Annotated in this window: 14 protein-coding genes; 4 read left to right on the top strand and 10 right to left on the bottom strand. The window is 66.5% G+C overall.

From position 1 onward, the window contains the following. Positions 1-7 precede the first annotated feature (7 nt). From ACLJEU_RS03375 to ACLJEU_RS03350, 6 genes are all read right to left on the bottom strand, one after another. On the bottom strand, positions 8-1,618 hold the full coding sequence (locus tag ACLJEU_RS03375) for a hypothetical protein (RefSeq protein ID WP_414660983.1): 1,611 nt from the start codon (positions 1,616-1,618) through the stop codon (positions 8-10). Between the two features lie 124 nt (positions 1,619-1,742). Then, positions 1,743-3,086 (bottom strand): MFS transporter, encoded by a 1,344-nt coding sequence (locus ACLJEU_RS03370; RefSeq protein WP_414660984.1) that lies wholly within the window; start codon positions 3,084-3,086, stop codon positions 1,743-1,745. A gap of 130 nt (positions 3,087-3,216) precedes the next feature. Continuing rightward, positions 3,217-4,455, bottom strand: a complete 1,239-nt coding sequence (locus tag ACLJEU_RS03365) for a Gfo/Idh/MocA family protein (protein WP_414660985.1) — start codon at positions 4,453-4,455, stop codon at positions 3,217-3,219. 58 nt (positions 4,456-4,513) lie between these two features. Then, positions 4,514-5,155, bottom strand: a complete 642-nt coding sequence (locus ACLJEU_RS03360) for a TVP38/TMEM64 family protein (RefSeq protein WP_414660986.1) — start codon at positions 5,153-5,155, stop codon at positions 4,514-4,516. Positions 5,156-5,285: 130 nt separating this feature from the next. Continuing rightward, complete coding sequence (locus ACLJEU_RS03355) at positions 5,286-6,758, bottom strand: ABC transporter permease (protein WP_414660987.1); 1,473 nt, start codon at positions 6,756-6,758, stop codon at positions 5,286-5,288. Beyond that, entirely contained in the window at positions 6,755-7,696 is a 942-nt protein-coding gene (locus ACLJEU_RS03350; RefSeq protein WP_414660988.1) for an ABC transporter ATP-binding protein, read from the bottom strand. The genes ACLJEU_RS03355 and ACLJEU_RS03350 overlap by 4 nt, the downstream gene beginning before the upstream one ends. A 138-nt stretch (positions 7,697-7,834) precedes the next feature. Between ACLJEU_RS03350 and ACLJEU_RS03345 the strand changes: the two genes are divergently transcribed. Together ACLJEU_RS03345 and ACLJEU_RS03340 are read left to right on the top strand one after the other, a co-directional pair. Further along, positions 7,835-8,533, top strand: coding sequence for a 3-keto-disaccharide hydrolase (locus ACLJEU_RS03345; RefSeq protein WP_414660989.1), 699 nt, complete (start codon positions 7,835-7,837; stop codon positions 8,531-8,533). Positions 8,534-8,616: 83 nt separating this feature from the next. Next, a complete protein-coding gene (locus tag ACLJEU_RS03340) occupies positions 8,617-9,375 on the top strand; it encodes an SDR family NAD(P)-dependent oxidoreductase (protein WP_414660990.1) in 759 nt (252 codons plus the stop codon). A 140-nt stretch (positions 9,376-9,515) separates the two neighbouring features. Here the strand turns inward: ACLJEU_RS03340 and ACLJEU_RS03335 are convergent, their stop codons facing one another. From ACLJEU_RS03335 to ACLJEU_RS03325, 3 genes are all read right to left on the bottom strand, one after another. Next, a complete protein-coding gene (locus tag ACLJEU_RS03335; RefSeq protein ID WP_414660991.1) occupies positions 9,516-10,871 on the bottom strand; it encodes an MFS transporter in 1,356 nt (451 codons plus the stop codon). Between the two features lie 121 nt (positions 10,872-10,992). Continuing rightward, positions 10,993-11,880, bottom strand: a complete 888-nt coding sequence (locus ACLJEU_RS03330) for an NAD(P)-dependent oxidoreductase (RefSeq protein ID WP_414660992.1) — start codon at positions 11,878-11,880, stop codon at positions 10,993-10,995. A 242-nt stretch (positions 11,881-12,122) separates the two neighbouring features. Further along, the gene (locus ACLJEU_RS03325) at positions 12,123-12,563 is read right to left on the bottom strand and encodes a cytochrome b562 (protein WP_414660993.1); all 441 of its coding nucleotides are present in this window, start codon (positions 12,561-12,563) and stop codon (positions 12,123-12,125) included. 329 nt (positions 12,564-12,892) lie between these two features. Here ACLJEU_RS03325 and ACLJEU_RS03320 point away from each other — a divergent pair, with 329 nt between their 5' ends. Both ACLJEU_RS03320 and ACLJEU_RS03315 read left to right on the top strand, forming a co-directional pair. Continuing rightward, positions 12,893-13,792, top strand: a complete 900-nt coding sequence (locus ACLJEU_RS03320) for a sugar phosphate isomerase/epimerase family protein (RefSeq protein ID WP_414660994.1) — start codon at positions 12,893-12,895, stop codon at positions 13,790-13,792. Positions 13,793-13,794: 2 nt separating this feature from the next. Then, the gene (locus ACLJEU_RS03315) at positions 13,795-16,146 is read left to right on the top strand and encodes an exo-beta-N-acetylmuramidase NamZ domain-containing protein (protein ID WP_414660995.1); all 2,352 of its coding nucleotides are present in this window, start codon (positions 13,795-13,797) and stop codon (positions 16,144-16,146) included. A gap of 160 nt (positions 16,147-16,306) precedes the next feature. Here the strand turns inward: ACLJEU_RS03315 and ACLJEU_RS03310 are convergent, their stop codons facing one another. Continuing rightward, complete coding sequence (locus ACLJEU_RS03310; protein ID WP_414660996.1) at positions 16,307-17,608, bottom strand: hypothetical protein; 1,302 nt, start codon at positions 17,606-17,608, stop codon at positions 16,307-16,309. Positions 17,609-17,638: the final 30 nt, after the last annotated feature.

Here is a 17,638-nt window from a genome sequence, read left to right as displayed (position 1 = left end):
AGCGACCTCACGAGCGCGGCACGGGCTGCGGGCCGCTGGCATCCAACTCGCTCCACGGCAACGGCTGGGCCAGACCGACGCGCGCCACGTTGAAGAGCAGCCGGCGTTGTTCGCGCGACAGGCCCGGCATGAGCATCGCGAGGCGGTAGCTCTTGTAGATGACCTCCTCGCGTCCGAAGGTCTCGAACCGCTCCAGCGCCACCGAATAGCCGCGCAGCAGCGTATCCGGGGTCAGGGGACGCCCCGTTTCCGGATCCGACTGCCCGGCGGAGACGAGCGTCAGGTCGGCCTGGATGTCGTCGTACTGTTTGCGCAGCTCGTCGACGCGTTCGCGCGCCGCTTCGAGAAACGAGGCGGTCACGCGGTTTCGCACCGCGGCCCGGTCCTCGGCGAGTTGTGCCTGCTGACTCTTGTCCATTGCAGGATAGATGCGCGGCCTCACCGCCATCGACAGCGCCACGTCCAAGGCCTGCTGGAGCTCGTCGAACATTTTCTTGCGCTGGGTCCGGTAAGTGTCGATGCGCGTGATCAGGGTCGGCGGGATGTAGGGCGGTGACGCCAGCCGCGGGATCGGCAACGCGGCCAGATTGACACGAATTTCCTCTGCGAGCTGCTCGAGTTCGGCGAGCCGCGGCCACTGCCGGTCGGCCAAATCGGCAAAGGCCGACGCACGCACACTGCGCGGTTCCTTGTCGTGCGCGAGGACAGCGTCGCGGAGTTCATTTTGCAGCTGCCGGCGTTCCGCGTTGAAACGTCCGAACCGGGCCACCAGTTCCGGCGTCGCATTCGCCGGCAGCCGCAGCCGCGCCGTCGCCGGCGAAAAATACATCGCGCCGGGATCGGCGGTGCGCCGCGGTGGCGCGGCTCGCGCCGCCAGCGCGCGGAGCCGCAACTCCTCCGCCACTTCAAGCAGCAGGCCGCGTTGTTCCGGCAGCAGTCCGTCCTGATAATAAGCTGCGGCGCGCACGATCTGAAACTCCGCCTCCCGCTCAAGGACGGCGTGGGGGAAACGCGTGACGCCCACGATCCAGTCGCGACTCCGCCCCCACTCCACGTGGCGTTGCAGCAGGCCGCCGACGATCAGGTCGCGACGCAACGCCTCCGCGTCACTCTCCAGTGCGGCGATCCGTGGGTTCTGACGCTCCGCGAGGCTCCGCAACACAGCCTCGCGCGCGGCCTCGTCGACGCCGCTCAACGCGACGAGTTCGTCCGCCAGTTCGTTCACGAGCGCACTGCGCGCCGACCGGTAGGCGTCGAGCCGCGACTGCAACGCCGCCCCGAGCGATCCGCCGAGGAGGCGCGAACCGAGCGCCGGATAAAAACTCTCGCCGACGAAATCAGCGAGTTCCTCCGGCGGCTCGACCGCACCTTTCATGCGCGCGGACGCAGGCGTCTCGGCGATGCGTTCGCCCGACACCGGCACGCCGGGTGGAAAACAGAACATCGGCGGGCGCAGCAACGGCCACCGATCCATCTCCGCTCCCGTCGCGACGCACGCTCCGAACGCGACTGCGATCAACGCCAGACGGGCCGAGCTGCCGATTCGAATGCGACGCCGGCGTCGGGCGTTGAACACGCAGGTCCGGCCGAGGCGGGCAGGAAACGGGGCGGGTTTCATGTCGACGCGGGGGAAGACGCAACGGCGGGAAAAAAGCAGCGGCGGCCGGCGCGTTTCCGATCGGTTTACCGACTGACGCAAGGCATCGAACCGGGAGCGGCCCTCCGCTCCCGGGCTCACCCACTCAATGCGGCGCGCTGACCGCACCGCCCGCGGCAGCCGCGGTGGTCTTCGGCGGATGGAAGAAGAGCGCCAGCGCGATGGCCGCGACGGAGGCCGCCGCGAGCGGCACCATGAACAGGCCCTTGAAATTCGTGACGGCGTTCACCGTGTAGACATTCTGGATCAGCCACGGGCAGATCGAGAACGCCAGCAGCGCGCCGACGCCGAGAATCATGAGGTTGAAAAGCCCCTGCGCGCTCGAGCGGATGTCCTTCGGGAAATACGCGTCGACGAAAATATAAACCGTCGCGAAGAAGAACGCGTAGCAGATGCCGTGGAGAATCTGGATGAGGATGATCATGCCCGCGCTCTGCGGGAAGAAGGCGTACACCGCGAAACGCGCGGCGTGACCGAGAATGCCGATGATCATCGTCGTGCGCCAGCCGAGGGTCTTCAGCGTCGCACCGAGGACGAACATCGTGGCGATCTCCGCGACCTGGCCGATGCTCATGATCGGCGCGATCCAGTTGGAGGCGATGCCCACGCCACCGGCCGCCTTGGACGTGCCGAGGAACACGCCGGTCCAGCTGAAGTAACAGTTGTGGACGAACGAATCGACGAGCGTCACGAGCCAAAGCACGAGCACGAACGGATGCTTCAACAAACGCACGGCCTCGAGCCAGGCGAGTTTCTCGACCGCACCAGCGACCGCGGCCGGCTTCGGTTGCGAGCGCGGCAGCGTCAGGCTGAACGCGGCGAGCACGAGCGAGGCGATGCCCGCGACGATGAACGTCCACTTCGTGGCGGCCTTGGCGGCGTCACCACTCAGTGGATTCGCGAGCGCCTTGCCGATCCAGTCGACGAGCCCCGCCGGATTCGCGGCGCTGACGGCGTCCCAGTTGACAAAGATGAACGTGAACGGCCACGCCGCGAGAATCCAGCCGATCGTCCCGCCCATGCGCACGAGGCCGAATTCCTTCTCCGGATCCTTCATGTTCGCGAATGCGATCGAGTTCGTGATCGAGATCGTCGGCACGTAGAGCAGGCAGTGCACGAGCATCAGCAGGAAGAAGGGCATGAACTCCTTCGTGAAACCGCAGCCCAGGATCGCGAGGCCGCCGATGAGATGGGAGAACGCGAGGAATTTTTCCGGCGCGAATTTCCGGTCCGCCCACTGGTTGCTGAAGAACATGCCGACGATCGAAGCGACGGGAAAGGCGTTCAGAATCAGCGACTGCTGCGTCGGCGAGAAGCCGAGGCTCGGCAGATAGCCGAAGATCAGCGGCAGCCAGGCGCCCCAGATGAAGAATTCGAGCGCCATCATGATGAACAGCGGCCCGCGATAGGATTTGGAGTAGGACGTCATGGGGAATTGCGGAGAAAGTTGAGAGCGAAGAGTTGAGGGCTGAGAGCAGGCAGCGAGCAGCTGAACGTCGGTGCTGTGTTGGTCACTCAACTCTCAACACTCAACTCTCAACTGCGCCGCGCGCGCGGCGCTACGGCCGCCACGTGCCCTGCGCCACCGCGGGGATGAAGGTGTCGAGTCCCGGCGGCGGGAAATCGATCGTGCGGCCCTGCTCGGCGCTCATGTACGCCGTCATCAGCAACTGCACGACCTCGAGGCCGTCGTCGAACGTGAGATCCGGCGCGCGCCCGGCGCGGAAACATTGCACGAAGTGCCGGTTCTCCGCCTCGTAACCGTACTCGGCCGCTTCGTTGCCCACGACGGGCATCAGGCCCTGCTCGGCGTTCTGTTTCTCGACGAGATCCTCGCCGGACTTCCCCACGACCCGCCGGCTGAGGAACAGCTGGCTGCCCGTGTTGAGGGAATTGTGCGAATAGGAATACTCGGGGCCGAGCAACTCGGTGCTCAGCCGCAGGCCCGCGCCGACGAAACTCCACGAGGTCGTGACCTCGCCGATCAACGTGCGCCCGGCATCGTCGACATACTCGATCGTCGCGCGCGCGAAATCCTCGGACGGCCGTTTCGCATAGTCGACCTCCGGCCCCATGGTCTCCTTCAGCATGCGGACGTATTCGGGCCGCGACCACTTGAGACTGTGAATGTGACCGGTGACCTTCACCGGCCGGATGCTCGCGCGCGGCTTGGCCGGATCGCTCAGGAGAAAACGCACGACTTCCACGCTGTGGCACATCATGTCGTTCAACACCCCGCCACCCTGCTGCGCGCCCTGCCAGAACCACGGCATGTGTGGTCCGCTGTGCTCCTCGGCCGCGCGCGCGAGGTACGGGCGGCCGGCAATCGACGCCCCGCGCGCCCACGCGAGCGCGCGGCCCTTCGCGAGCGACGGCACGAACAACTGGTCCTCGAGATACCCGTGCAACACGCCGGATCGCTTGATCAACTCCACGCAGCGCTTCGCCTCGGCGACATTGCGCGCGAGCGGTTTCTCACATGCGATCCCGACCAGGCGCCCTTTGCCGGACTCGAGCGCCGCGACGATCTCCTCGAGATTTTCCACGCGCTTGTGGTTCGGTCCGCAGATCCACAACGCCTCGATCGCCGGGTCGGCGACCATCTCGGTGATCGACGCGTACACGCGCGCCTCGCCGACTCCAAGCGAGCGGGCCAGTGCCGCCGCCTCCGCCGCGTGTCCGGCATGCGGACTCCAGATGCCGAGGATGTCGGCGTCGCGCACCGCGAGCCACGACTGGATGTGAAACCGGGTGATGAAACCGCTGCCAATGAAACCGACGCCGAGACGCTTGGACATAGAGGGGAAACGCGATGAAGGACGAGCCTCCCGCGCAGGAGAACACTAAAATGCGCCGTTACGCCTGATTCGCCGCGGCCCGCCGCCCCAGCACCCGCCACGCGAGATACGAGAGCGCCATCGTGAGCAGGAACGCGATCGCCGCCGTCGTGAACGAATCGTCCGCGGTCACCGAATAGATCACCGCGACGATGAAATTGGGCAGCACCGTCACCCAGAAGATCCGCCCGACCGGAATGCCCATCGCGGCGGCGACGATGATCGAGGTTTCCGCCAGCACCGGCACACTGCGGAGACAGGCCAGGGTCAGCACGAGACGCTGCTGCAACGCCTCGCGCATGCGCACGAGTTCGGCGTCCGGGATGAATTTCGGCGCCAGCCGCCCCACCGCGGTGCGGCCAATCCACGCCGCCGCCAGCACGCCGGCGCACATCCCGATCGTGCCTCCGACAATGCCTGCGATCCAGCCGGCCTTCGCCGCCAGATACATGATGACGAGCGTCGCCGGAATCGGCGCGACCGAATCGCACGCCAGCAGCGCAATCGCGATCAACGTCAACGCCACGGTCTGTTTCTCCCGCGATTGCAGCAGCGGCAGCACAAAGTCCTCGCCGAAAATCGCGAACGGCAGGCACACCAGCGTCATCACGAAGAGGACGAAGAGCACGGCTTTCAGCGTGGCGGGAGTGGGAGCTTTCACACGTAGTAGTTGAGAGTTTAGAGCTGAGAGTTGAGCGATCGTAGCGGCGAACGGAAATCGGCCGGCCGTCCCAACGTTGGGGCATAGTCTCTCAACCCTCAACTCTCACCTCTCAACTCCGCGCCCGCCCTCACTCCGGCACCTTTCCCGTCAGCCGGAGGATGAACTTGAGGGCGTAGAGATAGGCGCGCTCGCGCACGAGCGTGGGATCGCCGGCCGCGCCTTCCACGCCGAGATCGGAGATGTCGTCGATCACCATGCCCTCCTCGGGATGGAGCACGATGTAGGTGAGAATTTTCGTCAGCTTCTCCTTCGGATACGTGTCGATGAGATGCTCATACACGACGCGCGGCATGTAACGCTCGACCGGCAGCTGGATCGCGTCAGGCACCGCAGCGATGTAGAGCAGATTGCGCACGCACCGAAGTTCATCGCCCTCCGCGCCCGGCGGCCAAGTCGCGATCTTGCTGCGCACGCTCTCGACCTGATCCTTCATGAAGTCCTCCGGCAGATCATCGGCCGCCGCAAACGGCGCCACGATGCCTTGATCCGGCGGAATGTTGAAATCGAGTCCCTCGGTGTCCTTCGCCGTCAGCTTGGCCCACACCGGCTCCGGCTTGGGCGGCGGCGGCAACGCGAGCTGACGCGCCGGCGGCGAGACCACAGCCACCGGCGGTGGACTGGCCGGGAGCACGGGCGTCCCGGCGGCGGGGACCGGCGCGGGTGCCGGCGTCGAAACCGGCGGAACGGCCGGGCTCGCGATTTCCTTGTCCACGGGAATCGCAATCCGCCCGCGCCACTCCGCGAGCAGTCCGACCGCGATCCACGCGGCAAATGCCGGCACGAGCCAGATTTTGCCGCCCCGGCCGGCGAAACGCTGCTGGGCATCCCAGCGAAACAGCTTCGCGCCCGCGAGACACCCGGCGAAGCCGATGAGCCCGAGCGCCAGCAGGCTGAAACGCGCGCCCATGAAACCGCGGCCGTTGACGCCCGCCTGCAGCGCCTCGACCGCATAGCGACCCGGAAAAAACGCCGACACATGCTGCGCCCACAAGGGCAGGCTGCCCAGCTGCACGGCCACGCCGCCGATGATCAGCATCGGAAGAAAAATACACTGTCCGAGTGCCTGCACCGCAGGGACGTTGTCGGCGAGCGTGGCGATCACGAGCCCGAGGCCGATGAAGGCAAACGCGACCGCCGTGAACGCAATCCACAGGTCGAACGGATGCGCCGGCGCCGTCATGCCGATGGCCATCGCGGCCGCCACCTGCAGCAGGCCCGCGGTGAGCACGATGAGATAGCGCGCCACGACCGTGCTGGTAACGATGGCCCACGTCGGCACGGGCGAGAGACGATAACGCCGCCACACGCCGCGCTCGCGTTCGCTTACGAGCGTCGTCGGCAATCCGAAACACGCGCCGCCGAGCACGGCCACGGTGAGCAGCTCACCCATGTGCCGCAGCAGCGGAATTTTTTCGTGCCGGTACAGCACCCAGAACGCGATCAGGAAGATCAGCGGAAACAGATATCCGTAGAGCAGCGCCATCCGGTTCCTGAAATGGAGCCGCAGCGAAATGCCGAGATGCGCGAGCAGGGCGTTCATCGTTTCGCGCCTCCCGCTTCCTCGTGCGATCGCGTGAGGCCGAGGAACACATCCTCGAGCGATCCCTTGCGGACCTGCAGCTCGATGACCTCGACGCGCGCCTCGGCGAGCCAGCGCGTCAGCGCGCCGAGCGTGGCGACCGCGTCGCTGGTGTGAAACCGCACGCCCGCGCCGTCGGTCGACATGCCGACGATGTCGCTCACTCCCGCCAACGCCCCGAGCCGCGCGAGATCCACCGGTCGCGATGTCACGAGCGACACCGATTGCAACCCGTGCGCCTCCGCAATCAGTTCGCGCGGTGTACCACTCGCTACGATGCGGCCCTGATCGATGATCGCGACGCGGTCGCACAGCTGCTCCGCCTCGTCGAGGTAGTGCGTCGTGAAGAGGACGGTGTAGCCGTCGCGTTTCATCTGCAGGATCGCTGCGTGAAGTTCGTGCCGCGTCTGCGGATCGAGGCCGGTCGTCGGTTCGTCGAGAAACACCAGCTGCGGTCGGTTCACGAAGGCCAGGGCGAGGGCGAGCCGCTGACGCTGGCCGCCGGAAAGCGTTTCCACCCGGGCGTCGGCCTTTTCCACGAGCGCGAAGCGTTCGAGCAGCGTCTCCGGCGCCACGCGTTCGCGATAAAACGCCCCGAACAACCGCAGCGCCTCGCGCGGCGTGATCTTGTCCTGCAGCGACGTGGACTGCAGCGCGACGCCGATCTTCTGTTTCACTTCGCGCGGATGCAGCCGGGCGTCGAGTCCGCAGACTTCGATGTCGCCCGCATCCGGCTCGCGCAAACCCACCAGGCACTCGACCGTGGTGGTCTTGCCCGCGCCATTGGGTCCGAGCAGACCGAAAATCTCGCCCGCCTCGATCGTGAAGCTCACGCCACGGACAGCCTCCACCCCGGCGTAGGCTTTGCGTAAATCGCGAACGATGACGTGGGCGGGCATGATCGGGCGAAAGGGAACTGCGTGGATAGGTGCGGACCGGGGGCGGAACAAGCCGTTTCGACGCGGATGCGTCGGCCGCGCTTTCTTTGTCTCTCCGGGCTTTTCAAACGCCCACGCATGACTCATCACTCTTGCTCCATGAATCCCCGCCCCTTCCTTGCTTGCATCGCCCTTGTCGCCGGCGCGTTCAGCGCCCACGCCGCCGAGAACACCCTGACCGCCGCCGAAAAGTCCGCCGGTTGGACGCTGCTCTTCGATGGCAAAACCATGAACGGCTGGCGCACGTACGCCAACAAGCCGGCCGGCGGATGGGAAGTGAAGGATGGCACCCTGCACGCGATCGCGAAGGTCAAGGGGTCCGAACTCATCACGGAAAAGAAGTTCAACGACTACGAGCTCGCCTGGGAATGGAAAGTCCCGCCCGCGGGCAACAATGGCATCAAGTATTTCGTCACCGAGGCGCGGACGAAGTCGCCCGGTCCCGAGTATCAGATGATCGACGACGCCGGCCACCCCGACGCGCAGAAAGGCGGCGCACTGCACCAGACCGCTTCCTTCTACGACGTGCTGCCGCCCGCGGCGGACAAGCCGTTGAAGAAGGCCGGCGAGTGGAACCAGTCCCGCATCGTGGTTCGCGGCAAGAACGTGGAGCACTGGCTGAACGGCAAAAACGTCCTCACCTACAATCTCGACAGCGCCGAGGTGAAGGCCGGCATCGCCAAGAGCAAATTCAAGAACGAGGCCGGCTTCGGCGATAAGATCGAAGGTCACATCATGCTGACCTATCACCAGGACGACTGCTGGTACCGGAACATCAAGATCCGCGAGATCAAGTAAGGTCACGCACGGTGGCCGCGGCCTCCCGCCGCGGCCCGCTGGCTCCGCCCGTTTTCCCGTCGCTCGTCACTCCGCCCCACCCCATGGCCACCAATCAGATTGTTCTCACCGGCAAAGTCGGCGTCATCACCGGCGGCGCCCGCGGTATCGGCCTCGCCGTTGCGCGGCGGCTGATCGCCTCCGGCGCCCGTTGCAGCCTCTGGGACAACGACGCCGCCGCACTCGCCGCCGCCGCGCGCGAGTTGAACGCACCGGATCAGGTGCACACCGCCGTGGTCGACATCACGAGCGAAACTGCCGTCACCGCCGCGACGACTGCCACGTGCGCCCGCTTCGGCACCGTCGACCTGCTCGTCAACAACGCCGGCATCGCCGGAGTGAACAAGAAGCTCTGGGAGTGCACGCCGGCCGAGTGGCGCGCGGTGATGGAGCTGGATCTTTTCGCGGTGTACCTCTGCTGCCGCGCGATCGTGCCGTTGATGCTGCCGCGCAACAGCGGACGGATTGTGAATGTCGCCTCGATTGCCGGCAAGGAGGGCAACCCGAACGCCTCGCACTACAGCGCCGCGAAGGCAGGCGTGATCGGTCTGACCAAGTCGCTCGGCAAGGAACTCGCGACGACCGGCATCCGCGTGAATTGCATCACTCCGGCGGTGATCGAAACGGAAATTCTCAAGCAGTGCTCGCCCGAGCACGTCGCCTACATGCTGTCGAAGATCCCCATGGGCCGGCCCGGCGGCGTCGACGAAGTGGGCGCGCTGGTCGCCTGGCTGTGCTCGGACGAGTGCTCGTTCACCACCGGCGCCGTGTTCGACATTTCCGGCGGCCGGGCGACGTATTAAGGACCGCCCTACGGGCCGCTGGGGACAGGCGAAGTTGAAAGTTGAAGGTTGAAAGTTGAATGGAGAGACGGCTTCGCTCAGCACGACGGGCTGATCCGTCTTTCAACTTTCCCCCTTCAACTTTCAACTCCTCTTCGACCTCAGGCGCGCGCTTCGCCTTCGGCGTCGACGGGCGTCACCGGATCGATGAACAGCCACGCGAGCGCGCCGATGCCATAGATCGCCGCGGCGACGAGAAACGCCATCGTCCAACCCGCCTCGGTGGGCGGGGCGTCGGCGCTGACCTTCGTGCTCGTCAGAATATAACCGACGACGACCGGGCCGACGGCACCACCGAAGTTGCCCATCATGTTCATGCTGCCGGACAGCGAGCCGGCGATGCGGCCGCCGACGTCCATACACGCGGCCCAGTCCGGCGCCATGGCCAGATCGTTGGAGAAACTCGCGAGGCCCAGCGCCACCATGGCGAACACGGGATCGTTGATGCGCGTGGCGACCACGAGCAGCGCGCCAGCCATGAACAAACCGGTGCAGGCCACGACGCGGCGCGCGAGCCGGACGTTGGTCCAGCGCTCGGCGAGGCGTTTTGCGGCCCAGCCGCCGACGAAGCAGCCGATGCCCCCGAAGAACAGCGGCAGGCCGGCCAGCACGGCGCTCTTTTCCAACGACACGCCGCGCGCGTCGCGCAGATACGTCGGGAGCCAGGTGATGTAGAAATACCAGCCGTACGACATGCAGAAGTACTGCAGCCAGAGCAGCCACACCGTCGGGCTCTTGCAGAGCTTGCCCCACGGAATCTTGGCGTGGCCCGGAGCGTTGCGTTCGGCGCCGTCCATCAGCGCGAGCTCGGCCGCATTCACGCCCGGATGATCCTTCGGCCGATCGCGGAACCAGCGATAGAACCCGACCGCCCAGATGATGCCCAGCGCGCCAAACACCATGAACGCGATCCGCCACGTCACAAAGCCAAGCACCCAGGCCACGAGCAGCGGCGTGAACGCCCCGCCCCAGCGCGCGCTCAGCCAGAGCAACCCCTGCGCGCGCACGCGTTCATTGGAGGGCAGCCAGATGGTGAAAATCTTCGTGACGTTCGGAAAACAACCGGCCTCACCCGCGCCGAACAGGAAGCGGCAGACGACCATCGACATGAAATTCCACGCCGCGCCGGTCGCCGCGGTGAAGATCGACCACATCACGACGACCTTCATCAACACGCTGCGCGGCCCGAAGCGGTCACCCATCCAGCCACCCGGAATCTCGAACAGCGCATACGAGATCGCGAACGCACCGAAGACCCAGCCCATCTGCGACTCTGTCAGCGCGAGATCCTTTCGAATCAGCGGCGCGGCCTGTGAGATGCACACGCGATCGATGTAGGTGATGATCGCGAGGACGATCACGAAGCCGAACATCGTGTGCCGGGCCCGCGTCGGCGGCTGCGCGCCCAATCCTATCGACGACGAGCCAGGGGAGGAGGAATCGGTGCGGGGTGACACGACCTGTGTCGGTGCCCGCCTCCTCCGAACGTGTCAACGCGACAGATTGTTTTCCACGAGCGCAGCCCTTCCGCCGGCATCAAAATTCCTCCCTGGCGGGACGCCGGCATTCCCGTGCGCGCTACCGCTGCGCCCGCAGCGTTTCGACCACCGCCGCCATGTCCTTTTCGCCGTCGCCCGCCGCGATGGCCTGCTGAAACACGCCCAGCGCCGCCGCGGCCGTCGCAAGATCGACCGCGCGCGTCTTCGCTTCGCCGATCGCGTAGCCGACATCCTTGGCCATCAATCGCAGCAGGAAATTCGGCGTGTAGTCGTTCGCCGTCATGCGCGACGCCATGACCTTCGCGATCGGACTCGCCGCGGCCCCCTCGAGCAGCAACGCCAGCGCCTGCGTGCGGTCCACGCCGCTGCGTTCGAGCCAGGTCAGCGCTTCGGCGAACGCCACGACGTGCACGCCCGCCATGAAATTGTTCACGAGTTTGACCAGCGCGCCGCTGCCCGTCGGCCCGAGATGCGTGACGCTTCGCCCCATCGCCAGCAACACCGGCCGGACGCGCTCCACCGGTTCCGCCGCACCGCCCACGAGGAAATTCAATTCGCCCGCCGCCGCCGCACCCTTGCTACCCGTGACCGGAGCATCGATCAGCGTGGCGCCTCGCGCGACAACCGCCGCCGCCAGTTCCTTCACCCAGGCCACCGTGAGGGTGCTGCATTCGACGAGCACGGCACCGGGGGCCGCGCCGGCCAGCGCACCGTCCGCCCCGAGCCACAGCGCGCGCGAAGCGACGTCGTCCGCCACCATGCTGATCACGAGGTCGGCGTCCTGGGCCGCTGCACGGGGCGTGGCCGCGACCTGCGCGCCGGCCGCGGCCAGTGCCGCGGAACGGTCGGGATTGCGATTGTAGACGACCACGGGAAAGCCCGCCGCGAGGAGCCGTCGTGCCATGCCTCCGCCCATGATGCCAAGACCGAGAAAGCCGATGCGAACGGAAGCAGACGAGGTGGCCATGTCCCGAAGTCTACCGAGCCGCGCCCGGAAGCCATCCTCATTTTCGCTCCCGAGCCACCAGCGTTCAGAGCGGTTTCTCCCCAGTGGCTACGAGCGCCAGCGAGTGGCCGCGCGACGGGCTGCTCACCGCCATGCTGTCCGCGCTTGGCGCAAAAAAACGCCACCGGAATTCCGGCGGCGTTGGGGTGGGTCAAGCGTGACCCAAAGGGGGCGATGGCGCGACCGTCGAGGTCGACCGGCGCTTACTTCTTCTTCTTGTCGTCCTTCTTGTAGACCTTGTGACCGGCCTTCTGGGCGTCGCCCATCTCGCCGCACAGCTTGGCCGCGAGCACGTTGTCGTTGGCCTTCAGGGCCGCCTCGAGTTTGCCGCACAGCTCGATGAACTTCTTCATCTCCGCCTGATAGTCGGCGACGAACTTCTTCTGCTCGGCGGCGGGCTTCTCGGCCTTCATCGCCGGCTCCAGCTTCAACGAAGCGACGGCGTTTTCCTTGATCGTGGCAACCTTCGCCAGCGAGTCGGCGTTCTTGGTCGCATCGGTGATTTGGCGGCGGAGCGCGCGGAACGCGCCACTCATCTTGTCCATCTTCGCGCCCATCTCGGTCTCGGGTGCCTCGGCGGCAGTGACGGCGGGGCTGGCGGCGAGAGAACAAGCGAGGGCAAACAACAGAACGCGGATTTTCATAATCTAGATTTAGGGTGGTTGGCGAAAGTGCCGGCCGGAAGAAAACGCGATCCGGCCGCCGTAGGGCAATCGGATTCTGTCGTCTCGGGTCGGCGTTCGGGACCCTCTGACGCCGGTCCAAACCCGCGTATTCAAACAAAACGCACCCCGCCGTTTCAGCCCACCCGTTGGACCGCAACCGCCCCCGGTGGCATCGGGACCGGCGACCCGCCGCGGCATCCGTTCTTCGCCGTCGTCGCCGTTTCCCACCGGCGTCGACGACGAACGCGCCTTCTGCATTGCCCGCGCGTCGACCGTCGGGTCAATAATGACGCAGCCCCCGCACCTCCATGTCCAACCTCCCCGTTTCCCGCCGCCATTTCATCGCTCGGACGTCCGCCGTCGCCGCCGTCTCGCTGGTCGCGCCCCGCCTGTTCGCCGCCAGCAGCGCCCAACCCACCGCGTGGCCGGTCGGGTGTTTCAACCGGCCGTGGACCAAGTGGAGCTACGACGAGGCGCTCGATGCGATCAAGGCGGCGGGTTACCGGCATACCGGCCTGCTGACACCGACGAAGACCGACCCGTTCACCAATGCCGAGGCTACGCCCGAATACCTGGCCGCCCTCAAGCAGAAGATCGCGGCGCGGGGCCTGACCGTGAACATGACTTCGCTGCGGGTGAAGAACGCCCTGCCGCTGGCTGAGGCCATCGCCGACACCCGCAAGCAGCTGGAAAACGCCCACACCGTCGGCGCGGCGTTCGCCCTGACCTTCGGCGTCGACAAACCCGAGCACTACGAAAAGTACTTCAAGGTCATGGCCGACGCCGCCGCCTTCGGCCAGGAGCGCGGCATCAAAGTCGTCCTCAAACCGCACGGCGGCGGCAGCGGCGCCTCCGATGAAATCCGCAATGCCCTCAAGACCGTTGGCCATCCGAATTTCAAGGTCTGGTACGACGCCGGCAACATCGTCTACTACACCGGCAAGGATCCCGTCGCCGAGCTCGCGCCGATCGCCGAACACGTCACGGGTTTCTGCGCCAAGGACTGCGCCGCCCCGAAGTCGGAAGTGATGATCCAGTTCGGCACCGGCAAGGTGGATTTCGGCGCGGTCTTCAAGAAATTGAAGTCCGCCGGCTTCAACGGCCCGATCATGGTCGAAGGCTGCAGGATCGGCGCGACCCCGCAGGAAACGATGGAAAACGCCCGCGCCAACCGGCTGTTCCTCGAAAAGATCCTCGCCGCCGTCTGACCATGCGCACGACCCTTCGGCGGACCGCCGTCGCATTCTTGCTGTTCGGCGCGACCGCGCTGAACCTCGCCGCCGCGGAAACATTCAAGGCGGACAAGCTCGCGGCGATCGACGCCGCCGTGGCCGACGCCCTCGCCGCGAAGAAGGCCCCGGGTGGCGTGCTATGGTTCGAGCACGACGGGAAGGTTCACACCAAGACCTACGGTCAACGCGCGCTCGTGCCCGCGCCCGAACCGATCAGCGCCGACACGATCTACGACGCCGCGTCCCTCACGAAAGTCGTCGCCACCACCACCGCGGTGCTGCAGCTCGTCGAGCGGAACCGGCTGAACCTCGATCTCACCGTTGCCCACTACATCCCCGAGTTCGCCGCGCTCGGGAAGGAAGGTGTCACCGTTCGCCAGCTCCTCACCCACACGTCGGGCCTGCGGCCGGATCTCGATTACACGCCCGCCTGGTCGGGCATCGACACCGCGGTGCGCATGGCCTGCGCCGAAAAGCTGCGCAGCGTGCCCGGCAGCACGTTTGTCTACAGCGACATCAATTTCATCGTACTGGGAGAACTGGTACGGCTTGCCAGCGGCCTGCGGCTCGACGCCTACGTCGCGAAGGAAATCTTCACACCGCTGAAGATGACCGACTCCGGTTTCCTGCCGCCCCGGGAGAAGCTCGGCCGCATCGCGCCCACCGAGCTGACCGCCGGCACGATGCTCCGCGGCGTCGTCCACGATCCGTCCGCCCGCATGATGGGCGGCGTGGCCGGCCACGCGGGCCTGTTCACGACCGCCGCCGATCTGGCGCGTTTCTGCCGCATGCTGCTCAACGGCGGCGAACTCGACGGCGCGCGTATCCTGACTCCGGCGACAGTCGCCGACATGACCCGCTCGCACCTCGACGGCTCGGATCGACGCGGACTCGGGTGGGACATCGACACCCGCTTCTCGGGCCCGCGCGGCCGCTGGTTTCCCGCCGGCAAGAGCTTTGGTCACACGGGCTGGACCGGCGGCAGCGTCTGGGTCGACCCGGGCTCGAAGAGTTTCGTCATCTTCCTGAGCAACCGCGTCCATCCTGACGGCAAGGGCGACGTCACCCCGCTCCGCCGCGAGATCGGCACGCTCGCCGCCGAGGCGATCGGACGCGACGTCGGTGCGGTGATGAACGGCATCGATGTGCTCGTGCGCGAGGACTTCGCGCGACTCCGGGGCCTGAAGATCGGCCTCATCACCAATCACACGGGCCGCGACCGTCTCGGCCGGCTCACGATCGATCTGCTGCACGCCGCCAAGGACGTGAAACTCGTCGCGCTGTTCAGCCCGGAGCACGGCATTCGCGGCGCCGCGGACGACAAGGTCGGCGACACCATCGACGAGAAAACCAAACTGCCGGTTTACAGTCTCTACGGCGATTCGCCGAAGCGCACGCCCGGCATGACGTCCGCCGACTTCGACATGGCCGTGATCCGCGCCCGCGCCCCCAAGGCGGAGCAGCTGCAGGGCCTCGACGCCCTCGTGTTCGACATCCAGGACATCGGCGCGCGCTTCTACACGTACTCGGCCACGCTCGGCGCCGCCGTCGAAGCTGCGGCGAAGGCGAAGAAGAAAATCTTCGTCCTCGATCGCGTGAATCCCATTGGCGGCGTCGGCTTCGAAGGTCCCGTGCAGACGCGGGCCCCGAGTTTCATCGGCTTCCACGCGATCCCCGTGCGGCACGGCATGACGCTCGGCGAGCTCGCGCGGCTCTTCAACACCGAGCGGAAGTTCGGCGCCGATCTCGAGATTGTGCGCTGCGAGAACTGGACGCGCCAAAGCTGGTACGACGACAGCGGCCTGCCTTGGGTCAACCCGTCGCCCTCGATGCGCAGCCTCACGGCCGCGACGCTCTATCCCGGTTTCTGCCTGCTCGAAAGCACGAGCGTCTCGATGGGCCGCGGCACGGCGAAGCCGTTTGAACAGGTCGGCGCGCCCTACATCGACGGCGTGAAGCTCGCCGCGGAACTGAACCGCGCCGGCATCCCGGGCGTGCGCTTCGAAGCGGTGAAATTCACGCCGCAGATGGCGTTCTACCCCGGCCCGGCCTCGTCCTTGAAGTACAAGGATCAGGAGTGCGGCGGCGTGCGGGCCATCCTCACGGATCGCGACCGGTGTCCCGTAATCGATATCGGGCTCGAGCTCGCCCTCGCGGTGAAGCGGCTTTATCCCGACCACTTCAAGGTCGAGGAAATGGGCCGGCTGCTGGGCGACGACGAAACGCTCAACGCCATCAAGGCCGGCGAGTCTCGCGCTACGATCAAGGCCCGCTGGACGAAGGCGAGCGCACTGTTCGAGGAACAGCGCCGCGCCGCGTTGCTGTACTGAACTTCCTGGATTGCAGGCAGAGGCTCTCCCGCGAATCACGCGAACACACGCGAATCCGGAGGTGAATCACAGGGGATCGCTCCGGTTCACGCTCAGCAGCGAGTGACGGTCTGGTTCGTTTCCTCTTCGCGTCCCTTGGCGTGATTCGCGGGCAACCGAACTATTCCGCTTTCGCGGAGCCGAGCGTCTTGTTCGCCACGCGATCGAGCACGACGCAGCCGAGGTAGCCGCTGAGCGCGGCGAGCACAAACGCCCCGAACGGCGTACCCAGAATTCCCGTACTCAGGTCGACGCCCACGAGTCCGGCCCAGGCCGCACCAACCAGAATCACGCCCACCAGCATGCCTTCCACGACGCGCCGCACGAGCAGCGATCCGCGCCGGCCCTTGTTGCGCAGGTAACGCGCCGCGCCGCCGAGCGCGCCGCCCACCGCCGCGGCGACGACCGCCGCCACGGGAAACACGAGCGCAACCGGCAGCGTCGCCCGCAACGCCCCGCTCTGCGCCCCGATCTCGTCGGCTCCAATTCCCGCGGTCCTGAACTCTGAGACCGCGGTCGCCTTGCCGGCCTCGATCACCACGGTCGCCGGCTGCCGCAGCCGACGGCTGGAAAGTGACACGGTGATCGGCTTCGCCACCACCAGCGGCATGCCATCGCGCGCGAGCACGCTCACCGTCAGCTCGCCCGATCCAATGCCGAACGCCGGCAGCTCCCGCGATGGCAGCGACAACGCGAGCGCGCCCGGCTCGCGTTGAATCGCGACGCTCGCCTTCAATTCGTCCATCGCACTCACCCGCGCGGTGAAATGCGTCTCTCCTTCGATCTGCCCCGTGGTGAGTGTGACGCGCTGATAACCGGAGCCGCCGCTGCGGTTGATCGTGACCGTGTCGGCCTGCACCCGGGCGTTCGCGCCCTCGGCGAAAAACGTCACGGTTTTTGGCGCCGGCAGCGCAGCCTCCCGTCCGTCCTCGAACTCGTAGCCCACCACCAACTCCGTGGCGTAGGCCTTCGCCGGCTCGCTCCACGTCAGGGGCACGACGGCCGGCCGGATGAAGAGCCCGCCGAGATTCGCTCCGCCGGTGGCGCCAAACGTAACGTACCGCGCCGGCAGCTGCAGCCCTTCGCGGGGGAGCGCGCGGCGGGGCGGCGGCGGCGGCGCGAGCACATAGGCGTGCGCCGGATTGACGTCTGCTTTCAGCCCACCGTCCGGCGTGCGCATCACCGCGACTTCCTTGCCGACGGCATCGAACAGTTTCAATTGCGGCGCGACGTCGAGCTTCGCCGCCACCGTCAGTGTCGCGCGATCGCGGGCCACGCGTTCGACCTTGGCCGACACGATGCCCGCCGTGACCGACGGGCGCGTCACGGGCGCGGTGGCCGCGGATTTCGCGGCGGGTGTCTGCGCAATCAGCGCACCCGACACCAGCAGCCCTCCGGCAACGAAAGCGGAAAAAGCATGCATGAGCAGAGAGTTTCAGCCCGCCCGCGCAGT

It is taken from the genome of Terrisphaera buseokensis, from assembly GCF_047521145.2.
Lineage (GTDB): Bacteria > Verrucomicrobiota > Verrucomicrobiia > Opitutales > Opitutaceae > ER46.
Note: the sequence above shows the minus strand (reverse complement) of the source record. Positions and strands in the feature narration are given on the sequence as shown.